Genomic DNA, 17,325 nt, shown 5'->3' on the forward strand with positions numbered 1-17,325 from the left:
AGAGTAACTATGAGGATTTATGATAGAGATTATACTAAATTAACCGAAGATGAGATAAATGAATGGGAAATGCTTAAGAAAAAAGAAGTGGTAAAGACTACAGGAAAATTTAATATTAGAAAATCAATGTTTAGGAAATATCCCAAAGCAGTTAGACATTATTTAAGTATATTTCCTAATAACTACTTGGATATAGAAGATTTAAAAAATGAAGATATGCTTAAGACTAGTATTTCTAATTTCTACGATTTTTTAAGTAATGAAAACATTATTGAGAGTGATATTGCAAAGTTTATTAAGAATAATAAAGCATATTTTATAATTGGTTCTATTTTAAAATCAAATTATAACTTTGGGCATCATGATGCATTTATTATACCAGAGTTTATGTTGGGAAATCCATACAAAGTAGATTACCTACTCATAGGAAAAAACTCAGGTGGATATGAGTTCGTCTTTGTTGAGTTAGAAAATCCATATGGAAAAATCACCTTAAAAGATGGAAATTTAGGAGATACTTTTAGAAAAGGTATAAAACAGGTATTTGATTGGGATGAATGGCTTGAGTCAAATTATGTGTCACTCAGAGAAACTTTTCAAAAATATAAGAACCCAAATGAACAGTTGCCTAATGATTTTTTAGCCTTGATAAAACAAGAATACACTATGCAGTTGTTGCTGGAAGAAGAGATGCTTTCAATCTAAAAACATATAAAGAAAAACGAAGATATGTAGATAAGCATAAAATTCTTTTACTGCATTATGATAATTTATGCGATAGTGCAAAAAGTACCATTGGTAAGCCTACTTATTAGTTAGACATATTTTTTATTGTTCCATTATCTTATTGATAAATAGACTTTTTTATATACTAAGATTTCAAAAAATAGAGATTATCCTATAAGAGGAGATATAGAATGGATAAGTACAGTGAAGTAATTACAAATTATTTAGGTAGCACAGATAAAAATTTATGTGATGACTGTTTATCAAAATTGTTGAGCATCGAACCACGTCAAACTATTAATGCTGTTTGTAATAAATTATTTAAGCAAGATATGATAAACCGTTGTAAAGGCGAATGTTCATACTGTAAAAAGATTAAAATAGTAAATGGTATTGGTCATACGTATAATAACGAAGTGGTAAATCATGAAGTAAACAGTCAGAATCATCGCTCGAATCTACAAAACACAAATAATAATGGCGTTTTTTCAAGGCTCCCTTTTGATGAATTTGAAAACAGAGTGGGATTATATTTAAATAGAAAATTTAAGGATAGTTTCTATGAAAAGCCATTAATTGTAGGTGTTAATAAAGTTCATAAGTTTGATTTGGTTTCATTGGATAACTCCATTGTAGCAGAATGTAAAAGTTATACTTGGACAAAGGATGATAACTTTCCTTCTGCTAAAATATCAACTGCAATAGAAGCAGTCTTTTATCTTTCTAGAATAATTGCTGAAAGAAAAATTATAGTTTTCCAAGATGATTTTAATAAAAAAGGAGAAAGTCTAGTAGAAACTTTTATAAGAAGATATGATGGAATACTTGATGATGTTGAAGTATGGAGATATTTAGTCGGAGAATCAATTGAATATGATAGAATTGAAATAAAACGGGAAGGAAAAGAATGCTGGTATAAAAATCTATATAAATAAACGATAATCTGAAATCAGCAATAAATTTATATATAATGGTATCCTTATTCCCTTGCTCCTTACCCCTTGTTCCTGTATCTATGTCTCCATCAAATAAAGTCCTATCATTATGCAAATTCATTTTAGAATGCAAATAAAGTTGTTGTAGGAAACATGGTTTATTAGGGTTAAGGAAAGCCCTGTAGGCCATGTTTTTTATTAGAAGTTTACGACGGATATAGAAAAAGGAGACAAGGCTAAAAGTCAGATAAATCAATGGATTGGAAGATTGAATGGATAAGAAAATGGAAGAATAAATGGACAAAATCTCCCCTTATCCCTAGTTCCTAAATCCTATTATTTCCTCAATTCTATAAGTACTTTATTTTCATTTTTTGCCCTGATTTTTAAGAAATATAAGTACTTTAGTGGTGCAGGTTCAAGGATTAAGGAATTAAATGGATAAATGGAAGAGAATAACAAGCCAGTAGTATCAAGGGCTTGAGGGGTGTTGGTGAGAGAACTTTATTTGAAAAAGAAGAGGAGTTTGTTTGATGAACACAGATTTTGTGTATCTCAAATAAAATCCTATCATTATGCAAATTCTTGATAGGAAGTAAATAAAGTTGTTGTAGAAAACATGGTTTAATAGGGCAAAGGAAAGCACTGTAGGCCATGCTTTTTTATTGGGTTTTTCATTAGAATGCAAAAAAGAGACAAAGTTAAAGGTTAGATAAATCAATGGATTTGAAGATTACCCATACTTTATGGAAGTATTTATGGTACATTTGGCGCATTGTGATGACAAAGAAAAGGTTTTAGTAGAATACAGAGAGCTTAAAATAGACTATTATTTTTTTAGGGAGGCATAGGATTTGCTTAAAGAACAAATTCGGAAAGAATTAGAATTATTTGGGCTAAACAATTTTGAACACCCTATATATTACCACTGCCATACAGGAATTCGTTTTGAAATTGGAGTGGGAAATGTATATGACAATGATAGTACTCCATCAAAAGAATATGTTGAAAACGCATTGAATCGTGCTATGGCGATATATAATAATGGAATAAAGTGCCCTGGTATATTGGTATGGGAAGTATATCCTCAAAATGATGAAGAAAAGCATAATTTTCAAATTATATTTCAAGAAAAAATAGCATCAATCTTACCACAAGAGGAATATCCACAAGATATAAAGGTTGATGGCAATACAACTAAGATAACTGAATTTTATTGGGATTTGAAAAAGTCAAAAATACCAATGGGAAAAATATTTCAGGAAATTATACTTGGTGATTTGGGTGGAGTTCAAGAATTTGTTTCATCGGTATACCTATTTGATATTGAAAATCATGTTATGTTGCACCTGTATGATGATAGAGGGCTTGATATTGTTGCCCATGATAAGAATACATTAATGCTACTTTATCAGAAATTGAATACATGGATACTTGATTATGACCGCGAACAAATAGATAAAATATTTCTCGGTTAGATTATCGAATAAGTATTTTTCTTATTTATATTTAGGGCGTAATCTTTATATAATACAGAATAAACTACCATTTAAATAGGGAAATGTTAGGGGTGAGAATATTGACTAAAATTAAACTGCAGGATTTAACAAAGGTTTTAGAGGCGGATGTAGCAAAGAATAATTCCTGTATTGAAATGAATTTTTGCATTGATAATGATACAGTGTATGATGATTGCTGGCTGGGAAAAATGCCAGATAGAGATAATCCTAGGAAATCAGTATACTGGTACGGATTAGTTCCAGATGGTTCTCAGGCATATGAATATACTGGACTAGAAGATTTTATAGATGCGAAGGTCTTTTATGGTAAAAGTATGCGTGATGTTATTGAAAAAGTAATATGGTATTCTTTAGACGGTTGTAGTATAGAGGAAAGATTACCTGATTATCTAGATGGGTATGAAGAAAGCCCAAAGAGGTCTGCACCTATAGATATTAAGTAGAATAAGAGGTTATGTTACTTCCTATATTACACATTAGTAAAAAAAGCGAAGTAGAAAATTTATATCAGGAGTGCAAACATGATTAACAATTTGTTTTTAATCAAACCTTCAAAGGTTTTAGAAAGGAAAATTTGGGAATATAGGCAGGAATACTTTGATTTTGGAGAAACACAGGTCAATGGAAGTTGTGGCTTGGCTTATCATGATAATTTTGATGGATGGGGAAAGGTATGTTTTTTCAGCGGAGAATTATGGCAGTGAATTTGCTACTGAATGTTCGACTAAAGAAGAGGTTGAATGCACTCATTCATTTATACCAAAAGATTTTCATTTTGATGTGTACGATAGATAATATTAAGAGTAAAGAAAACTAACAAAAAGTTAATTAAACTTAAAATGCTATTTTCTATAGTGATTTGCTTAAAAAAATAAGCAATGTTGCATATAGGAAATGGCTTTTTTATTTCAAAAATTTTATTTGCAAGGTATAGATATAAAAATTATATGAGTGGTAATTTGAGTATTATTATTAAAATGTATAAGAAAACTTTTAGAATAGATAAATCCTATTTAACATAGGGAGGATTAAGTGTTATACTACTCAGTGGAAAAAGAAATTGTCAAAAACTTATCAGACATTTTAGAATAATCTGTATAAATGGAACCTAATAGGAGAGGAAATACTATGAGAGATTATATTAGAAAGCGTATAACTACTGGAATCTTGACAATATTATTTTCTTTTTGTTTAACCTTTTTTTTGATTAGATATGCTCCAGGAAATCCTATAAAGGTTTTAGCAGGTACAGAAAATCCTAATCCAGAGCTTATAGAACACTTAACAGCTAAATATGGATTAGATAAATCGATTCCAATCCAGTTTGTCAATTACATAAAAAATATATTAAAAGGTGATCTTGGATATTCATATATGAGCAATGAGCCTGTGTCAAAGTTAATTGGTGAAAAGTTATTTGCCACAATTTTACTTACCTTAACAGGGGTTATATTGTCAGTTGTAGTAGGAACATTCTTAGGTGTATATGCAGCAAGGAAAGCAGGGTCTATATTTGACAAGCTTATGTGTAGTGCTTGCTATCTTTTTGATGCTATTCCCAGCTTTTGGCTTGGATTAATTTTGATACTTATATTTGCATCTAAATTTGGAATTTTACCTACTTCAGGAATGTATGATTTAAGAGCTGATCATCAAGGGTTTGCTCGTGTTTTAGATGTTATAAAGCATATGGTTTTACCGGTCAGTACTCTATTTATAATTCAGATGCCAATGTATTTCAGAATATCCAGATCCTCAGTTTTACAGACTATGTCAGAGGATTTTATTTTGACTTTAAGAGCGGCAGGAATGAAAGAGAATAAGATCTTTAATAAATATGTATTGAGAAATGCCATAATTCCTACTATTACAAAACTTAGCTTATCTTTGGCATTTATAATTAGTGGAGTAGCTTTGATAGAGATAGTTTTTGCATGGCCTGGTATGGGGAGACTTATTATGGATGCAATAATGAAAAGGGATTATCCTTTGCTGACAGGTGTATATCTGATGATCTCCGTATCTATTTGTATAGTTATGATTATTACTGATATTATCTATGCATTAATAGATCCAAGAATCAGGTTTGAATAAGGATGTGCTATGTTATGAAGAATTTGCAATGTATATTGAAGAAAATATGCTCTACTAAGGAACTATTGATTGGTATTACAATTCTTATAATATTGATTTTAGTAGCGATACTATCCCCCTTTATTGCTACTAATGACCCTTATTTTTTAAACGATGATTTAACTGCAAGACCTTCTGCTAAATATATTTTTGGTACTGATGGTTTAGGTAGGGATGTATTTAGCATGGTAGTTTGGGGTGCTAGAACATCACTAAAGGTAGGAATTATAGTTGCTTTTATATCGTCGATTATAGGGACGTTAATAGGAGGTATTGCGGGATATTTGGGGGGAAAGACTGATAAAATAATTTCCGAGATAATAAATATTTTTTTAATGCTGCCTACTTTTTTTCTAATACTAATTATTATTGCAATCTATGGCAGTAGTTTAACCAATATAATAGTTATCATGGCATTAACAAGCTGGACAGGCACTGCAAGATTGATGCGTTCCCAAGCAATATCACTAAGAGAAAGGACATTTATAAAAAGTGCTCAAACCATTGGTGAAGGTAATATTAGGATATTGTTTAGGCATATTATACCTAACGGAATTTTCCCGATTATAGCAGATTCCACCATGGCAATATCGTCTGCAATATTATCCGAGGCAGGCTTATCCTTCTTGGGTCTTGGAGACCCTAACGTTATAAGCTGGGGTAAAATAATTGCAAATGGAAAAGTATATCTTCCCCGTAGCTGGTGGATATGTACTTTTCCCGGTTTGGCAATTGTATGTACAGTGCTTTCCTTTTATTTAATCGGAGAAGGAATGAATTGTCTGTTAAACCCTAAATTTAATGGGAAAAACTGAGGAGGATGAAATGTCATTAATTAATATAAATAATCTAAATATTGTATATAAAGTTAAAGGGAAGGAAATTAAAGCAGTAAAGGATTTATCTTTGAATATAGAATCAGAAGATTCTGTTGGAATAGTCGGTGAATCTGGGTCAGGAAAATCAACATTTGCCATGTCGATTCTTAGTCTCCTTCCCAAGGAAACAACAGAGATAACGGGAGATATTATATTTGATGGGACTAATCTGTTAAGAATAGATGAAGAAAGATTGAGACAAATAAAGTGGAAGGAAATTGCATATGTTTTCCAAAAATCAATGAATTCACTAAGTCCCGTGCATAAAATTGGGCTTCAAATGAATGATATATATAAAATTCATGAGGCACATGCCACAGATAAGGATATTAAAAAGAGGATATTTGAACTATTTAATCTTGTGAATCTCTCAGAGGGAGTATATAATCTTTATCCTCATGAATTATCAGGGGGAATGATGCAAAGGGTCAGTATAGCTCTTAGCTTACTTCATTACCCGAGATTATTGATATTAGATGAGGCAACAACTGCTTTAGATGTTGTGACACAAGGACAGATACTTGAGGAGATAATGGAGCTTGAAAAAAAGCTAAAATTGACAAGGGTAATGATAACTCATGATGTGTCAGTAGTATCTTTAACATGTAAAAAAGTTGCAGTAATGTACGCAGGTTATCTTCTTGAATCGGGATATGTGAAAGATGTTCTTAGTTTTCCTAAGCATCCTTATACTATGGAGCTTTTGAATTCCTATCCATCTCTTACAGGAGAGAGAAACAAGTTAAAGGGGATTCCAGGTTCTTTTCCAGATCTTAGTGCAGTACATGAGGGCTGTATCTTTGCTGATAGATGCAAAGAGTCTATGGATATATGCTTTGTCAGTGAGCCAAAGACAGTAGAGCTATCAAACGATTGGAAGGTAGCATGTCATTTAGTAGGGTAGGGGGTGAATATGACGACTAATTTAATAACAGTAAGGGATTTAAGGAAATGGTATATTCAAAAAAAGAAACAAACCATCAAGGCTGTAGATGGAGTTAGCTTTTCCCTTGAAAGAGGAAGCATATTAGGAATAATAGGTGAATCTGGCTGTGGTAAATCTACTTTGGGAAGATTATTAGTTGCTTTAGAGAGCCCTACAGAGGGAATTATTGAATTTGAAGGCAGGCCTATTGAATACATATCGAAAAATAAAGATTTAAAGTTTAGGAGAGATTGTCAAATGATTTTTCAAAATCCATTTGATACCTTTGACCCTAGAGATAATGTTAAAAGGATATTGACTACTGCGTTAAAAATACATGGCATAGGGAATTCTGAGGAGGAAAGAATAAATATTTGTATATCAGCTATGGAGAAAGCAGGTATAAGACCAGCAAAGGACTATCTTTTAAGATATCCTCATGAGCTTTCTGGGGGGCAGCTTCAAAGAATATCCATAATTAGAGTTATGCTGTTAAACCCCAAGATTATTATTGCTGATGAGCCTGTATCCATGCTAGATGTGTCAGTTCGTGCAGATATAATAAATCTATTGCTGCAGCTCACTGAGGAGCAAGGGGCTGGGATGATATTTATAAGTCATGATATTGCAACGACACGTTATATATCCCATAGGATTGCAGTAATGTACTTAGGGAAAATAGTAGAGATTGGGCAAGCAGACGATGTAATACATAATCCAAGGCATCCATATACAAAGGCATTGATTTCAAACTGTGGATCCATAAGCCCATTTGATAATAAAGATTTAATTAGAATAAAGGGAGAACCTCCTACTCCCATTGATACAGGTCCAGGATGTTATTTTGCTCCGAGATGCTATAAAGCAGGTGAAGAGTGTAGCAAATCATATCCTATTATGGAAGAGGTAGGAGATAACCACTATGCAAGCTGTTTTTATTTGTTTAATTAAGGAATTAATTCCTTAATTGAATAAATAAAAAATGAAAGCAGAGGTGAAAGGGTATTCCAATGACAAAGAAATTCATTGGATTAGCTTGATATAAAATAATTAATCAAGCTGCATAAGGAAATATACTACATATAAAAGTGGAGGGAAAGCAAATGAGAAAAATATCCTTATTTCTTGTTATAGTTCTATGTTTTGGACTATTTACAGGATGCACTGAGAAAAATGAAGCACCAGAAGCTAACAAGACAGAAGATGTATCAAAAGTTAACCCTGAACCAGAAGTTTCATCTGGACCTAAGGAAGGTGGAACATTTATAGCAAGTGTTTCTAGAGAGCCTCAGACATATAATCCTGATGCTCATTCTGATGACGGTGCATATCCGGTGATTCAAAATGTTTTCAATAAGCTTGTAAAGATTAATGGATATGATCAAGTAGTTCCAGATATTGCTAAGGAATGGGAATTCTCCGAAGATGCTAAAACTGTAACATTTTATCTACAAGAAAATGTTAAATGGCATGATGGTGAAGACTTTAGCTCAGAAGACGTAAAGTGGACTTTTGACCAGATAATAAAGGAAAAGGGCTTTGCTTCAGCATCACTTTCAGATATTGAAGAAATTACATGTCCTGACAAAAATACAGTTGTATTTAAGCTTAAAGGACCTAATTCAGGATTGTTAGGATATATAGCATGGTTTGGAACATATATAATGCCAAAGCATATATATGAAGGAACTGATTGGTTAGAAAATCCTGCAAATCAAAGTCCTATAGGTACTGGTCCATTTAAATTTGTAGAGCATAAAAAGGGACAAAGTGTAACTATTGAAAGAAATGATGAATATTGGGGAGATAAACCATATTTAGATAAGGTAGTGTTCTCCATAATTCCGGAGCAGAGTACTGCTTATCAAGCATGGTTAAATGGAGAAACTGACGAAAATAAAAATGGTGTCCCTGCTAATGAGCTTAGTGAATTTGAAAATAATCCGGATTATGTAATATATGATAAGCTTTGGCCAAACAAAGGATATATACATTTTAATGTAAATGAAGGTAAATTTGCTGACTTAAAGGTTAGACAAGCAGTAGCTTATGGTATAGATAGAGATGAAATTTTCACTAAGGCATTAAAAGGCATTGGTGAAAAAGCAGAATATTTCATATCACCTCTTTATGATTGGGCAATAAATGAAGATGCAAAGCTTCCAGAGAGGGATATTGAAAAAGCAAAATCTCTACTTGAAGAAGCAGGATATAAGGCTGATGATAATGGAATATATTTCACTACAACAGTGGATACTTATCCTGGATTTGATGATATAGTAGAAGTTCTTAAATCAAATTTTAAAGAATTTGGCATAGACCTACAAGTTAATGCAATGGACGATGCAGCTTATGATGAGAAGGTTTGGTTTGGACGTGATTTTGAATTGACAATGCTTGGTGGATACCAAGGACCAGATATATCAGCAATAGGAAATCGTATTGGTGTAGGTACTTCAATGAATCTAGGGGAATATAATAATCCTAGAGTAGAAGAATTATTGAAACAAGGGGTAATTTTATCTTCAGAAGAAGACAGGGCACCTATATATAAAGAAATACAAAAAATATTATCAGAGGATCTTCCAAATATATTTTTATATGAAAAGGGAGCAAAGATAGTTGTTAAATCTTATGTAAAAGGTCATCCAGCAGGTGAAGCTGTGGAAAAAGCGTCAGAATCAGAATATACTTATATATGGCTAGACAAATAATTTAGATAAAATGAGGGACAAACTATTGTCCCTCATTTTGTCTATTTAAAATATTATTCTAAGATCCAAGTTATAGATGAGGAAAATATGGGTATATTTATTGATGATCACAGACAGGCGAGAAGAATAAAATTTACAAGGGAAAAAAAGGAATAAGCATTATGATGAAGACTGTAAGTTTGCAAAATTGGGTATTTAAAATAGACCCTGAAAAGACAAAAGAATACTACGACAACATATCAGTTGAAGAAGGCTGCAATTGTGCTTATTGCAGGAATTATATAAAGGCCTGTGAAACCTTTTCAAAAGAAGTGTCGAATTTTTATAAGATGTTAGGGATTGATCTTCAAAAAGAAGGGGAGTTTATGGAGTTTGAAACTGATACTGATGAGCATTTATATATGGGCTTTTATCACTTGGTGGGTGAAATAGTTAAAAGACCAAGTAATAAAAAGGAAAAATGGGATGAATTAAATACTATTAAAGTTGATAATGTGGATTTTACGTTTAGTGAAGATTTAGACCTTGTACCAGAGAATTTTCCGAGGCCAGTCATTCAATTGGAATTTGAAGTTATGCTGCCATGGTTATTGGACGAAAAATCTCTATAGAAAGCAAAAATAGCAGGAATGTCGAAGGATAATAAGATGGATTGGAAAGAGGTTGCCTAGAAAAAGATATAGATGATTTATTGAGCACTTTTGGAGGGATTCATGATGGTGTTCTAAGAAAAATGCATTTTTGGAATGATTATTATGTAGATAAGGATTTAAGTATGAGCTCTGGAGATGAGGAAATGGAAAAAAACATTACCTGGTATATGGAAAAGAAAATTGAAAGAACAATAGAGGGATTAAGAAAACGAAATATGGAAGGATACTTGGTTAAGGATGAAATAGAATTAATTAAATTATTAAAGGAACTTATTCCTGATAACGTATCAGTAGGTGTGGGAGATTCTGTAACGCTTTTTGAAACAGGAGTCATAGACTTTCTTAGAGAAGGCAAATTAACTTTCCTTGATAAATATAGAGAGGGAATAACAAGTGAAGAAAAAAGAGAAATATATATAAAAAATTTTTCTGCTGATATTTTCATGTGTAGTACCAATGCCTTAACCGAAAGTGGTGAATTATATAATATTGATGGTAATGGAAGTAGAGTTGCACCAATGATATATGGACCTAAGCAGGTCATTTTAGTTGTAGGCATAAACAAAATAGTCCGTGATATTGAAGAAGCAGAGAAAAGAGTTAGACAATACGTGGCTCCAATAGATGCAAAAAGGCTGGGCAAGGATACACCTTGCACTACTTTGGGATATTGCGTAGATTGCAAAAGTCCAAATAGAATATGTAATGATTTTGTGATTATTAAAGGTCAGTTTATTAAAGGCAGGATAAAAATAATTATTGTTGGAAAACAACTGGGATATTAACGGAATGTATTACTATTAAGGCAATTATCAAGGTAAATAGGGGTGTGTTAAAATGAATTGGAAAGAAGCTCATACAGACATGAGACGAAAAGATAGGGAAATGAGTAGGGAATTTGGTATTGAAATCATAGATAAGTCTAAATATGGTGTTCTATCTATGGTTGACGAGGATAATGAACCTTATGGAATTCCTCTTTCCATTGTAAGAAATGAAAATACCTTATATTTTCATTCAGCAATGGACGGAAAAAAGGTGAAGGTATTTAAGAATAATCCTAATGTAAGTATAGCCTTTATAGGAGAAACAAAAATTCCAGAAAACTATGCTAAAGAGGAATTAGACGAGATTATGAAGGATGAATCCAAGGCAGCATCACTTACTAGCAAGGTTTTTACAACAGAATACGAATCTGCTGTTGTAAAAGGAAAAATAGAGCTAGTAGAAGATGAAGAAGAAAAAGTTAAAGCCATGAGGCGACTATGCGAAAAATATACTCCAACAAAGATGGATTACTTTGCGGTGGCTATTAAATCAGGATTAAAAATAACCAATGTATATAGAATATCAATAGAAGAAATAAAGGCAAAAAGAAAGAAATATGACATACATGGTAAAGAAATGAAATGGGGTAGAATGGAGTAATATTATTGTCTAATCATAATAAACATTAGTTAAGACTCTGGAAGTATTTACAGGAGAAACCCTGTGAGTATATAGATACAATAAAAGTTGAATAAAAGAGTAGAAAGTCTAATATTTATAATAGTGACAATGCATTGTAGGGGGATATAAGTTGAATAATAATTTTGTTTTCTTCAATAGCCAATTTATGAGAGAAAACGAGGCTTGCATAGGAGTTAGAAATGTAGCATTTAACTATGGCCTTGCATGCTTTGAAGGAATACGAGCTTACTGGAATGAAGGAAAACAGCAGCTCTATGTATTTAGAATGCAGGACCATTTTTTTAGGCTCTTACAGTCGTGTAAGGTTTTAAGGATTGATATTCCTTAAACTCCTCAGCAGCTCTGTGATATTACAATAAAACTTTTACAGCTTAACAAATACTATACAACGGTATATATTAGACCAATAGCGTATAAGGACTCAAATGAAGAATCTGCGAATTTACTTTATCCTGAAAATGCACTTCTTATTTATAGTTTACCAATGGGAGAAATATCAGAAAAGAAAGCAATTAGCGTATGTGTTTCCTCATGGACAAGAGTTATGCAGAATATGATTCCTCCAATGACTAAAGCGACTGCTTGTTATTTGAGTTCTGCTCTTGCTACAACCGAAGCCTTGGAGAATGGATTTGATGAGGCTATATTTTTAACTATTAATGAAAATGTCTCAGAAGGTCCAGGAGAAAATATTTTTATAATTAGAAATGGAGTTCTGGTAACTCCCCCAGTAACTGATGATATACTTGAAGGGATTACAAGAGATACAATAATGAGAATTGCAAGAGAAGAGCTAGGTATTAATACTGTTATTAGGAGTATACCAAGACCTGAGCTATATTTGGCTGAGGAAGCTTTTTTTACAGGCACTGCTGTTGAGATACAACCAATTACGGAAATTGATAGAATAAAAATTGGTAATGGAGAAATAGGACCTATTACTAAAAAGCTTGAGCAGCTTTATTTTGAAACAGTGCAAGGAAATAATCCTAGGTACAGCAGTTACAATACCCCTGTGTATTGAGATTAAATGAAAAAACATATTGACAGTATGGAAAACATATGTAATAATACATAAAAAGTGAGTATGCTTAAACATTGACATGTGAGCAGCATAGGGGCTACAGAGCCCTACACGAATGGCTATAACCCTTCGGAGTCACTATCACTAGTGATTCTGTGGGTTTTTTTATTTTAGCGGAGGTGATATTAATGATTAGATTACTTACACAATCTGATAAAAAGATAATTCTAGAATATCTTAAAAGGAATGAAATCGAGACATCATTTTTATATGGCAATGTCATTGAATTTGGAATTGATAATATACAAGATAAAAGAAGATGTGCAGACTACTATGGATTCTTCAAAGAAGAAGTATTAAAAGGTATATTACCATTTTATAATCTTGGCAGTTGTATACCCCACTTTGAAGACGAGGATGCCATACCTTCATTTGCGGACCTCATGAAAAGTAAGCATTTTGAGTTTTTATTAGGCATGAGTAAAGTAATAAGACCATTGTATGAAAGAATTGAAGGCCATAAAGAAATTCAGGAGTATGATGAATGCTCTTATTTTATAAATAAAAATTTTAGACCTTATACATTAGAGAGGATAAATTTTATAGATGCAAATGAAGCGATTAATGATGAAATAATAGACTTTGTTCTAGATGCACGGAAAAATGGATTTAATCAAGTCACAACTAGAGAAGATATTAGGAAAACTTTATTACAAAGAGGCGATGAAGAAGAATTTATTATTGCAGAAAAAGATGGTAAAATGGTAGCTCAAGCATGTATACAGACATATACGCCTAAAATCAATCAGATTGGTAGTGTTTATACAGCTAAAGAAGAGAGGGGAAAGGGATATTGCAAGGCAATAGTTTCCGAAATATGTAGGAGAATCATTGGCAAAGGTAAGATACCAACCCTTTCTGTTAAAAAGAATAATACACCTGCTGTCATGGCTTATACTGCCTTGGGGTTTGAACACTACGATGACTATTTAATAATAAGACTTAAGTAACAACCCCAAAAACTACTTTAACAAGAAACCATAATTTCAAGATAAAGGAATTACCTTGGAACTATGGTTTTTTATATATTAAATTTAGTTTATAATGATTATAGAGAGGATTAAGGCTATCAGATAGTCCAAATATAAATACTACATATATTTTACAGACATTATTGCCAAGCAAAAGAGCATCAAAGCTATATATATGATTTAAATAAAGTATAGCAGTATTATAAAAGAAGACAAGGGGGATAAATATGATTGAATTAGTAGTGATCAGGCATGGACAATCTTTAGCAGATATTGAAGGCAGACATGAAGGAAGAGCAGATTTTCCTTTAACTGATTTAGGCAGAGAGCAAGCAGAAAAATTGTCCGAATGGCTAAAGGAAAGATATACTTTTGATATGATTGTAAGTAGTCCCTTAAAAAGGGCAAAAGAAACAGCAGAGATTATAGGACATAAGATGAATCAACCAGTTGTTTTTAACGAAGATTTGATGGAGTGCAACAATGGAGTATTAGCAGGACTTCTAAGAGAAGAAGTCAAACGTAATTATCCTGAACCAGAAGGGGGAAGGAAGTACTTTCAAGCAGTGGAAAAAGGAGAATCATTGATAGATTTAAGAAGCAGGGCAGAGTATTTTCTTGCTAATTTGCTACATTCCATAAAAGATAGGGAGGACAAAACTACTATATGTATAGTATCTCATGGAGGGTTGACAACTATGTTGTACAGAAGCTTTCTCAATTTACCTATAGATACTAATATATGGTTAGCTTCAGGGGATACAGGAGTTCATTTGTGGAGAATAAAGGATGATAAAAAAATAATCGTTTTTTCTAATATGCAGGAACATTTACAGGTGAATGATTAGTATCAGTTCCATGTTAATTGCATTGACCCATAAATTTCCATATAATCAAAAGAGCAAAACGAGTGAACAAAATGACCAAAAGTGCCGATGATATCTATACAAGAACACTTAAGAAAGAAGGTTAAACTGATGAAAAAGATCAGCACAAGAATCATATTAACGGTTTTAATTTGTTCTATTACCACGTCTATAGTTGTTGGAGCTACCAGTATGATTAGAAGTACTAATGTAATTGAGAAGGAAGCAAAAAACAGTCTTTTTGTTACGGGAGAGGCACACGCTAAAGAATTCAATGAGGATTTAGTAGTTTATGAAACCATAGTTTCTAACATGTATCAGATAGTGAAGGGGACTATTGATGAAACGAGATTGTACGAGGAAGGATATCTCTCGGAGTATAGTAGTACAATTTTAAGTCCTATAGTTCAAAAGATGACTGAAGAGACTGAGAAAAGTGCAGGATTATACATAGTTTTTGATCCTAGATACACCGGTAGGTCAGAAGGGATTTGGGCTGCAGTAGATGAAAATGGAAAATTGATACATTCCATACCAACTAATGTTGCCGGAAAAAGTCAAGATGATCCGACAGCTTCTTTCTATTATGATGCTATAAAGGCAGGCAAGGCATTATGGGGAGACTTTTATGTTAACAATGTTAACGTAAATGTGATGTCGTATTCAATGCCTATAATAACAATACACCTATTGGAACAATAGGAGCAGATATGAATGTGGAAGAATTAAAGAAGCATGTAGAGGATATTAAGCTATACGATACAGGCTATGCGTTTATGCTCAACAAAGATTATGATTATATAGTCCATCCTACCCTAGATAGAGACAGTAACTTTAAAACTATTAGCAATGGTCAATATAGTTATATTGCAGATGAAATAGAAAGTAAAGGTTCTGGTATAATAGATACTTTCTTTGGTGGTGAAACAAAAATTATGGCTTTTTCAAAGCTATATGATGATAAAATTATAATTTTGACTATACCAAAAAAAGAAGTATTAGATGATATGTATAATACTGTCTATATTATATTGGGGGTTATAATAGTAGCAACCATATTGTCGGTGGCTATAGCATTTATTTTAGGTAAAAAGGTTTCTGACCCAATAGTATTTGCTACAGATATATTAAATACAACTGCTAATTTAGACTTAACAGATATAGAAGAAACAAATGAGATAAGGGCAATTTTCAATAGAAAAGATGAGGTAGGGGCCATATTTAAGGCAACATCTACTTTGAGAGAGGAAATGAGAAAAGTTATAAGAGCTATAGATGAGACTACAGAAAACGTTGTGAATAATACTAGCAGCTTAACTGTAGCTACTCAAGAAACCAGTCAATCTATAAATGAAGTAGCGAAAACCGTAGAAGAACTAGCAAAAGCTGCTATGGAACAAGCTGAGGATGCAGAAAATGGTTCAGTAAAGCTGGAAAAGTTAGCTGACGAAATAAAATTGGCAGTAGAAAATGGTGAAATAGTTGTAGATAGTTCAATGCATGCTCAAAAAATAAGTGAAGAAGGTTCAAAGGCAATGAATGATATGGTAGAGAAGTTTAATATAACAAATAAATCTACTAATATGGTTGCAGAAAACGTTAACTCTCTATTAGAAAAATCTCATTCCATTGGAAGTATATTAAATACCATAATGGATATTTCGGAGCAGACAAACCTTTTGGCTTTAAATGCAGCAATAGAAGCAGCTAGAGCAGGTGAGGCAGGCAGAGGATTCTCTGTAGTAGCTGAAGAAATAAGAAAACTATCTGAACAAACTGGATATGCCACTAGAAATATAGAGGATATATTACATTCCATACAATCAGAGGTTGAGATTACAAAAGAAAATATGGACACCTCAGAGAAAGCGATAAATGATGCAAATATAACTCTAGATCAATCCATGAAGGCTTTTGAAGAGATAATTTCCTCCATATTAACTTCTATTGAAGCTACAAATAAGCTGAGCAAGGGTCTAAATAATGTAGATGTAAACAAGGAAGATGTGGTACTAGCTATTCAAAGCATATCTTCAATAACAGAAGAAACAGCTGCTTCTACAGAGGAATTATCAGCCTCTATAGAAGAGCAGGCTGCAACTATGGAGACCATATCTAATAATGCAGATAATTTGGCCCAAACAATTGAAAAATTAAATGAATTAGTCAGTAAGTTCAAACTTTAAGTAAAAATTTCAATAAATCTTTTTAGATATATTACTCCCAGAAAAGACTAACACTAGTGTTAGTCTTTTCTGTATGGAAGATCTTGAATAGACGGGTTATCATATTGCATATAGATATTGCTAGAATGCTGTGAATGCAGAAAGCATAGTTAATTAAAGGCAAAACCATAGCCTTTGCCTCAAAAAAATGTGCCCTCGACTCTTAAAAAGAGAGAGGGCTGATTTTTTATTTGGATAAAAGCTTTAAAGGTAGAAGTTGACTTA

Annotated in this window: 19 protein-coding genes; all 19 read left to right on the top strand. The window is 32.5% G+C overall.

Annotation, left to right across the window (positions count from 1 at the left end):
• Positions 1 to 9 precede the first annotated feature (9 nt).
• The 19 genes from QO263_RS03790 to QO263_RS03875 all read left to right on the top strand — a co-directional run bounded on the left by QO263_RS03790 (position 10) and on the right by QO263_RS03875 (position 17,061).
• Entirely contained in the window at positions 10 to 705 is a 696-nt protein-coding gene (locus QO263_RS03790; protein ID WP_285626623.1) for a Shedu anti-phage system protein SduA domain-containing protein, read from the top strand.
• Positions 706 to 917: 212 nt separating this feature from the next.
• On the top strand, positions 918 to 1,661 hold the full coding sequence (locus QO263_RS03795) for a hypothetical protein (protein ID WP_285626626.1): 744 nt from the start codon (positions 918 to 920) through the stop codon (positions 1,659 to 1,661).
• 854 nt (positions 1,662 to 2,515) lie between these two features.
• Positions 2,516 to 3,139, top strand: a complete 624-nt coding sequence (locus QO263_RS03800; protein ID WP_285626629.1) for a DUF3885 domain-containing protein — start codon at positions 2,516 to 2,518, stop codon at positions 3,137 to 3,139.
• Between the two features lie 101 nt (positions 3,140 to 3,240).
• Complete coding sequence (locus QO263_RS03805; protein ID WP_285626632.1) at positions 3,241 to 3,624, top strand: hypothetical protein; 384 nt, start codon at positions 3,241 to 3,243, stop codon at positions 3,622 to 3,624.
• Positions 3,625 to 3,702: 78 nt separating this feature from the next.
• On the top strand, positions 3,703 to 3,885 hold the full coding sequence (locus QO263_RS03810; RefSeq protein WP_285626634.1) for a hypothetical protein: 183 nt from the start codon (positions 3,703 to 3,705) through the stop codon (positions 3,883 to 3,885).
• A gap of 424 nt (positions 3,886 to 4,309) precedes the next feature.
• Positions 4,310 to 5,275: an ABC transporter permease gene (locus tag QO263_RS03815; protein WP_285626636.1), complete on the top strand. Its 966-nt coding sequence runs from the start codon at positions 4,310 to 4,312 to the stop codon at positions 5,273 to 5,275.
• Positions 5,276 to 5,289: 14 nt separating this feature from the next.
• On the top strand, positions 5,290 to 6,129 hold the full coding sequence (locus QO263_RS03820) for an ABC transporter permease (protein ID WP_285626638.1): 840 nt from the start codon (positions 5,290 to 5,292) through the stop codon (positions 6,127 to 6,129).
• 10 nt (positions 6,130 to 6,139) lie between these two features.
• The gene (locus QO263_RS03825) at positions 6,140 to 7,096 is read left to right on the top strand and encodes an ABC transporter ATP-binding protein (protein ID WP_285626641.1); all 957 of its coding nucleotides are present in this window, start codon (positions 6,140 to 6,142) and stop codon (positions 7,094 to 7,096) included.
• A gap of 9 nt (positions 7,097 to 7,105) precedes the next feature.
• A complete protein-coding gene (locus QO263_RS03830) occupies positions 7,106 to 8,068 on the top strand; it encodes an oligopeptide/dipeptide ABC transporter ATP-binding protein (protein WP_285626644.1) in 963 nt (320 codons plus the stop codon).
• Between the two features lie 152 nt (positions 8,069 to 8,220).
• Complete coding sequence (locus QO263_RS03835) at positions 8,221 to 9,831, top strand: ABC transporter substrate-binding protein (RefSeq protein ID WP_285626648.1); 1,611 nt, start codon at positions 8,221 to 8,223, stop codon at positions 9,829 to 9,831.
• 161 nt (positions 9,832 to 9,992) lie between these two features.
• Positions 9,993 to 10,442, top strand: coding sequence for a hypothetical protein (locus QO263_RS03840; protein ID WP_285626651.1), 450 nt, complete (start codon positions 9,993 to 9,995; stop codon positions 10,440 to 10,442).
• 185 nt (positions 10,443 to 10,627) lie between these two features.
• A complete protein-coding gene (locus QO263_RS03845; protein WP_285629190.1) occupies positions 10,628 to 11,269 on the top strand; it encodes a lactate utilization protein in 642 nt (213 codons plus the stop codon).
• Between the two features lie 52 nt (positions 11,270 to 11,321).
• Positions 11,322 to 11,912, top strand: coding sequence for a pyridoxamine 5'-phosphate oxidase family protein (locus tag QO263_RS03850; protein WP_285626653.1), 591 nt, complete (start codon positions 11,322 to 11,324; stop codon positions 11,910 to 11,912).
• Between the two features lie 151 nt (positions 11,913 to 12,063).
• Positions 12,064 to 12,282: an aminotransferase class IV gene (locus QO263_RS18985; RefSeq protein ID WP_352169349.1), complete on the top strand. Its 219-nt coding sequence runs from the start codon at positions 12,064 to 12,066 to the stop codon at positions 12,280 to 12,282.
• 27 nt (positions 12,283 to 12,309) lie between these two features.
• A complete protein-coding gene (locus QO263_RS03855; protein WP_352169701.1) occupies positions 12,310 to 12,978 on the top strand; it encodes an aminotransferase class IV in 669 nt (222 codons plus the stop codon).
• A gap of 188 nt (positions 12,979 to 13,166) precedes the next feature.
• On the top strand, positions 13,167 to 13,988 hold the full coding sequence (locus tag QO263_RS03860) for a GNAT family N-acetyltransferase (protein WP_285626656.1): 822 nt from the start codon (positions 13,167 to 13,169) through the stop codon (positions 13,986 to 13,988).
• A gap of 248 nt (positions 13,989 to 14,236) precedes the next feature.
• Positions 14,237 to 14,857: a histidine phosphatase family protein gene (locus tag QO263_RS03865; RefSeq protein WP_285626659.1), complete on the top strand. Its 621-nt coding sequence runs from the start codon at positions 14,237 to 14,239 to the stop codon at positions 14,855 to 14,857.
• Between the two features lie 210 nt (positions 14,858 to 15,067).
• Entirely contained in the window at positions 15,068 to 15,577 is a 510-nt protein-coding gene (locus tag QO263_RS03870; protein WP_285626662.1) for a PDC sensor domain-containing protein, read from the top strand.
• 14 nt (positions 15,578 to 15,591) lie between these two features.
• Complete coding sequence (locus QO263_RS03875) at positions 15,592 to 17,061, top strand: methyl-accepting chemotaxis protein (RefSeq protein ID WP_285626664.1); 1,470 nt, start codon at positions 15,592 to 15,594, stop codon at positions 17,059 to 17,061.
• The last annotated feature ends 264 nt before the right edge of the window (positions 17,062 to 17,325 follow it).

Origin of the sequence: Proteiniborus sp. MB09-C3 (genome assembly GCF_030263895.1) — a bacterium.
In the GTDB taxonomy this organism is placed as follows: Bacteria; Bacillota; Clostridia; order Tissierellales; family Proteiniboraceae; genus Proteiniborus.

Coding starts and splice junctions, on each gene's coding strand:
- QO263_RS03865 (WP_285626659.1), top strand. CDS start 14,237: ATGATTGAATTAGTAGTGATCAGGCATGGACAATCTTTAGCAGATATT.
- QO263_RS03840 (WP_285626651.1), top strand. CDS start 9,993: ATGATGAAGACTGTAAGTTTGCAAAATTGGGTATTTAAAATAGACCCT.
- QO263_RS03845 (WP_285629190.1), top strand. CDS start 10,628: ATGGAAAAAAACATTACCTGGTATATGGAAAAGAAAATTGAAAGAACA.
- QO263_RS03810 (WP_285626634.1), top strand. CDS start 3,703: ATGATTAACAATTTGTTTTTAATCAAACCTTCAAAGGTTTTAGAAAGG.
- QO263_RS03815 (WP_285626636.1), top strand. CDS start 4,310: ATGAGAGATTATATTAGAAAGCGTATAACTACTGGAATCTTGACAATA.
- QO263_RS03825 (WP_285626641.1), top strand. CDS start 6,140: ATGTCATTAATTAATATAAATAATCTAAATATTGTATATAAAGTTAAA.
- QO263_RS03820 (WP_285626638.1), top strand. CDS start 5,290: ATGAAGAATTTGCAATGTATATTGAAGAAAATATGCTCTACTAAGGAA.
- QO263_RS03790 (WP_285626623.1), top strand. CDS start 10: ATGAGGATTTATGATAGAGATTATACTAAATTAACCGAAGATGAGATA.
- QO263_RS03870 (WP_285626662.1), top strand. CDS start 15,068: ATGATTAGAAGTACTAATGTAATTGAGAAGGAAGCAAAAAACAGTCTT.
- QO263_RS03795 (WP_285626626.1), top strand. CDS start 918: ATGGATAAGTACAGTGAAGTAATTACAAATTATTTAGGTAGCACAGAT.
- QO263_RS03830 (WP_285626644.1), top strand. CDS start 7,106: ATGACGACTAATTTAATAACAGTAAGGGATTTAAGGAAATGGTATATT.
- QO263_RS03850 (WP_285626653.1), top strand. CDS start 11,322: ATGAATTGGAAAGAAGCTCATACAGACATGAGACGAAAAGATAGGGAA.
- QO263_RS03835 (WP_285626648.1), top strand. CDS start 8,221: ATGAGAAAAATATCCTTATTTCTTGTTATAGTTCTATGTTTTGGACTA.
- QO263_RS03860 (WP_285626656.1), top strand. CDS start 13,167: ATGATTAGATTACTTACACAATCTGATAAAAAGATAATTCTAGAATAT.